Raw genomic sequence first — 3,930 nt, forward strand, 5'->3', positions numbered from 1 at the left:
GGCCCCGGGCCACCGCCCGGGCATCCGGGGAGGGGCCGGTCGCCCGCCCCGTCCGGCCGGCCGCCCCACGCCGATGTACGGATGTGTCGCTTCGCCCGGAGCGCCCTGACGGGACCACCGTCCACGGCTGATCGCGCACGGCGGGCGGCAGGCGCGGCACTCCGTACGGGCCCCGGCGGGCACGGACGAGGCAGCTCGCGCCGCGGGGCGCCCGACCTCGCGAAACGCCCGTGCACGCCACGCCGTGAGCACGTCCGCCCTCCGGACGACGTCGCCGGCTCGAACGGGGCATCACCGGGACGGCTGTTCCCGGCCTGGCGTGAGCGCCCCCTCGGTGTGTGCGGGGGAACACCTGAGGGCCCAGGCGGGTGGGGCGGGGCAGATGAACGGGCGGCGCCAGGGACGGGCCTGACACCATGGAGGCCACCGGACGGCCACCTCCGAGGCCGCGGCTGCCGGCCCCGACGGGAATCGTCGGCGGCCTGCGGCGGGGACGCAGTCGTCGGCCGACCACCCGCGAACCGCAGAGGAGCCACATGATCCGCTGGACCTACGCCTTCATCGACCGGCCGGCCGCCGCCGCCGAGCGTGCGACGGCCTTCTGGACCGCGGTCACCGGGACCCGGGCATCCGCCCCGTGGGGTGGGCGAGGTGAGTTCACCACGCTGCTCGCGGACGGGGCGGACGCCTGCCTGGCCGTCCAGAGCGTGGGCGGGCCGGGAGGGGCCCACCCGGACCTGGTCGTGGAGGACATGGCCGGCTTCGCCGCCCGGGCGGGCGAGCTGGGTGCCGTGACCGGGACCCGGAATCCGGAACTCGCCGTGCTGCGCTCCCCCGGCGGCCAGCCGTTCTGCCTCGTGCCCTGGCGTGGGCAGCGGACCCGGCCGCCGGTCGTCACCGGCCCCGGCGGGGTGACGAGCCGGGTGGACCAGCTCTGCCTCGACGTCGCCCCGGCCGCGTTCGAGGCGGAGGTCGCGTTCTGGACGGCGCTGACCGGCTGGGAGGCTCGGCCGGGTGGGCACCCGGAGTTCCATGGCCTGCGCCCGCGCTCCGACCTGCCGGTCCATCTCCTCCTCCAGCGGCTGGAGGAACCCCGCCCGGCGTCCGCGCACCTGGACGTGGCGTGTTCCGACCTCGCCGCCGGGCAGGCCTGGCACGAACAGTGCGGCGCCGTGTTCGTCCGCCGGGGCGAGGGGTGGACGGTGATGCGGGACCCGGCGGGCGGGGTCTACTGCCTGACGGGGCGTGACCCGGGCACGGGCGACCGGACCTCGCCGTGAAAGTAGGCGTCGGGCTTGCCGCACCATGAAATTACCGGGTGGCCATGGATGTTGACCACTTCATGACCCGACGACCAGCGCCTCGCTCACTGTCCGACGAAGATCTCTCCAACTTGCTCGGCCGGCAACAGTTCGGCACGCTCGCCACGGTGAAGCGCGACGGCCACCCCCACCTGACGACCATGGTGTACAGCTGGGACCCGGGAGCCCGCGTCGTGCGGTTCTCGACCACGGCCGACCGGGTCAAAGTGCGGCACGTGCGACGCAATCCACGTGCGGCCCTGCACGTGGCGGGGGGCGACGTATGGTCGTTCGCCGTCGCCGAAGGTGAGGCCGTGGTCTCCGAGAGCACGACGGTTCCCGGGGACGCGGTCGGGCGGGAGCTGCTCGAGATGATCCCGGAGGCCGGGAGGCCCGACGACGAAGCCGCGTTCCTGGCGGAGTCGGTCGCCGAGCGCCGCGTGGTCATCCGGCTCAGGGTGGACCGGCTGTACGGCACGGTGCTCGACATCGACGGCTAGGAGACGTCTGTTCCGTGCTGGTCCAGCCACTTGTCGAGGACTGCGACCAGCACGGCCGCCCCGTGGCGGACAGCGAGTTCGCCGTGTCTCGTGGCGACCGCGCGGTGGCCTTCCAGGCGATTGACGGCCAAGGCCGGCCCGTCTGTCGGCTGTTCGGGCACAAGCCTTGGCCAGGCCGAGCCGATCAGTTGGCAGCGACGGACGCCCCTACGGGCGGGGAGTGTGCGGTAGCCGGTGGTCCTCCCGTAGCTGCGCTTGCGCGCTCGAGCCCATCTGTGGGGGCGAAGCGTCGCTTCGTGGCGAAGGCCCAACGGCACTGGGCTTGGGAGCGACCTTGCCGCGTTGTCCGGCCATGGGGTTCTCCGTTCGTCGGCCCGAGTGAAGGGTTCCCGCTGTCCGGTCGGACACAACAGCTCCAGCGCGCCTGCTGGTTCAGAACGGGTCCAGGCGCGGGCATCGTCGGCAATATGCTGTGCGGACACCGAGGGCCAGGGGGGCGACTTGATCCAGTACCGCGCGTTTCGGACGTGGCAGGCGATGCAGAAGCGGTCGAACAACAGCATATTGGCGCTGTCGGTGGGGGCGAATTACGCCCGACGGGGGATGGATCAGGCGTCGGATCCCGAGGTCAGGGCGCGCACACTGCTGAACACCGTGCCGCTTACGGAGCGTCTCGACGTCACGGCCGCAGAGGCAACGAAGATCTTCGATTCGGCAGCGACGGACATGGCGTTTCTTGCCATCCCTCAGGTCATGGCGCTGCACATCGAACTATGCGTCGGAACGGTCGTTGAATGCCGGCGCTTCCCCGGCCTCGTGAAGGAACAACGCGGAGAACCAAACTGGTGGTCGACTGAACTGCTGCGAAAAGCAGTCCGCTTCCGCGAAGCCGTGACGACTGCAGACCACCTTCTGGCGTTCTGCTTGAAGTTGCGCAATACGATGATGCACGGGGCAGGGAAGGTCGACGAGGACCTGGAGAAGGTGTGGAAGAACCTGCCTCCCGCAGCCAAAGCTCGCTGGCAGAGCCTGGCGGGGCGACCGTTCACTTACACGAAGGTCGGCGTGCTGCCGACGCTGGGTTGGGCCGAGATCATGGCCACGCTGGCGGTGACAAAGGAGTCAGCCCACGAGATCAATGGGCGAGTCCGACGCGCCCTCACTCGCGCCCAGTGGGCGGAGGTCATCGCTCTTGACTACCGGGACTCGACAACCGTTGGCCGCCGGCGGTTCAATGCCGCGCCTGCTGGTCACGGATTGGCCGGACACGAGCATGATCGGGTGGTGCGGCGACTTCAGGGGCACGCGCTGACGTACTACCGCGACCTGGCGATGACGCCTGCCGAGCTGCGGGCTGGCCGGAATGCGGTTCGTTAGTACTCCAGCAGGACTTCGCTGTCTGACCTGGTCTTTCGCCGGTTGGCGGGAGTGTAGCGGGACTTCGGTCGTGCGGGGGCGGTCTCACGGAGACCGCCCCTCGATCGTGTGACAACGCCGCAGGTAGTGACAGCGGCGGGGCAGCCTCCGAGGGTGATCACCGAGTATGCCGCCACGCAGTGGGACCTCGAACTGGACGATCTCTTCCTGACCATCGGGCACCGCTTCGGCCGAGTCGAGCTCCGCCGCCGGATGCGGGATCACGCACGCGGGCTGCTCGCCCCGGTAGCACGAAAGAACAGCTGGCAGCTGGCCGAACAGGCCGGCCATCGCACGCCCGACGGCCTGCAGCACCTCCTCGCCGGATCGAAGTGGGAGCCCGATGACATCCGCGACGACCTGCAGGAATACGTCGCCGGCAAGCTCGGCGAGAACGACGGCGTGCTGATCATCGACGACACCGGGTTCATCAAACGGTCCAGGAGTTGGTGCGGGTCGCCGGGGCACGCTGGGCGATCGAGGAGTGCTTCCAGGCCGCGAAGAACGAATGTGGCCTGGACCAGTACGAAGTTCGCCGCTATGTGGGCTGGTATCGGCACATCACTTTGGCCATGCTCGCGCACGCCTTCCTGGCCGCCGCGGCACGCGAGTCCTGGGAAAAAGTGCCCCTATGGTTTTCGTCAAGCCGTTGCAGCGGTGGGTGGTTGGTAGAAGGTGCCGTCGCGGAGCATGGCGAAGAGGACGTCGATGCG

At 70.0% G+C, this 3,930-nt stretch carries 4 protein-coding genes and 2 pseudogenes; 5 read left to right on the forward strand and 1 reads right to left on the reverse strand.

Features of this window, described 5'->3' with window-relative positions; translation table 11 throughout:
* The first annotated feature begins 536 nt into the window (after positions 1 to 536).
* Together ABZ371_RS30000 and ABZ371_RS30005 are read left to right on the forward strand one after the other, a co-directional pair.
* Positions 537 to 1,280: a VOC family protein gene (locus ABZ371_RS30000; RefSeq protein ID WP_358685493.1), complete on the forward strand. Its 744-nt coding sequence runs from the start codon at positions 537 to 539 to the stop codon at positions 1,278 to 1,280.
* A 62-nt stretch (positions 1,281 to 1,342) separates the two neighbouring features.
* Positions 1,343 to 1,801, forward strand: a complete 459-nt coding sequence (locus ABZ371_RS30005) for a TIGR03618 family F420-dependent PPOX class oxidoreductase (protein WP_358685496.1) — start codon at positions 1,343 to 1,345, stop codon at positions 1,799 to 1,801.
* On the opposite strand, the gene ABZ371_RS30010 is transcribed toward ABZ371_RS30005, so the two are convergent.
* Positions 1,798 to 1,932 carry a hypothetical protein gene (locus ABZ371_RS30010; RefSeq protein ID WP_358685498.1) on the reverse strand — a complete coding sequence of 45 codons (135 nt, stop codon included), beginning with the start codon at positions 1,930 to 1,932 and terminating at the stop codon, positions 1,798 to 1,800. The genes ABZ371_RS30005 and ABZ371_RS30010 overlap by 4 nt on opposite strands.
* Before the next feature lie 370 nt (positions 1,933 to 2,302).
* Here ABZ371_RS30010 and ABZ371_RS30015 point away from each other — a divergent pair, with 370 nt between their 5' ends.
* The 3 genes and pseudogenes from ABZ371_RS30015 to ABZ371_RS30025 form a co-directional block, all read left to right on the forward strand.
* Positions 2,303 to 3,178 carry a hypothetical protein gene (locus tag ABZ371_RS30015; RefSeq protein WP_358685500.1) on the forward strand — a complete coding sequence of 292 codons (876 nt, stop codon included), beginning with the start codon at positions 2,303 to 2,305 and terminating at the stop codon, positions 3,176 to 3,178.
* A gap of 252 nt (positions 3,179 to 3,430) precedes the next feature.
* Positions 3,431 to 3,700: pseudogene (locus ABZ371_RS30020) on the forward strand (transposase); the annotation flags it as partial.
* Positions 3,664 to 3,813 (forward strand): annotated as a pseudogene (locus ABZ371_RS30025) (IS701 family transposase); the annotation flags it as partial. The pseudogenes ABZ371_RS30020 and ABZ371_RS30025, both read left to right, overlap by 37 nt.
* Between the last annotated feature and the right edge of the window lie 117 nt (positions 3,814 to 3,930).

The sequence above is a fragment of the Streptomyces sp. NPDC005899 genome, assembly GCF_040629645.1.
Lineage (GTDB): Bacteria > Actinomycetota > Actinomycetes > Streptomycetales > Streptomycetaceae > Streptomyces.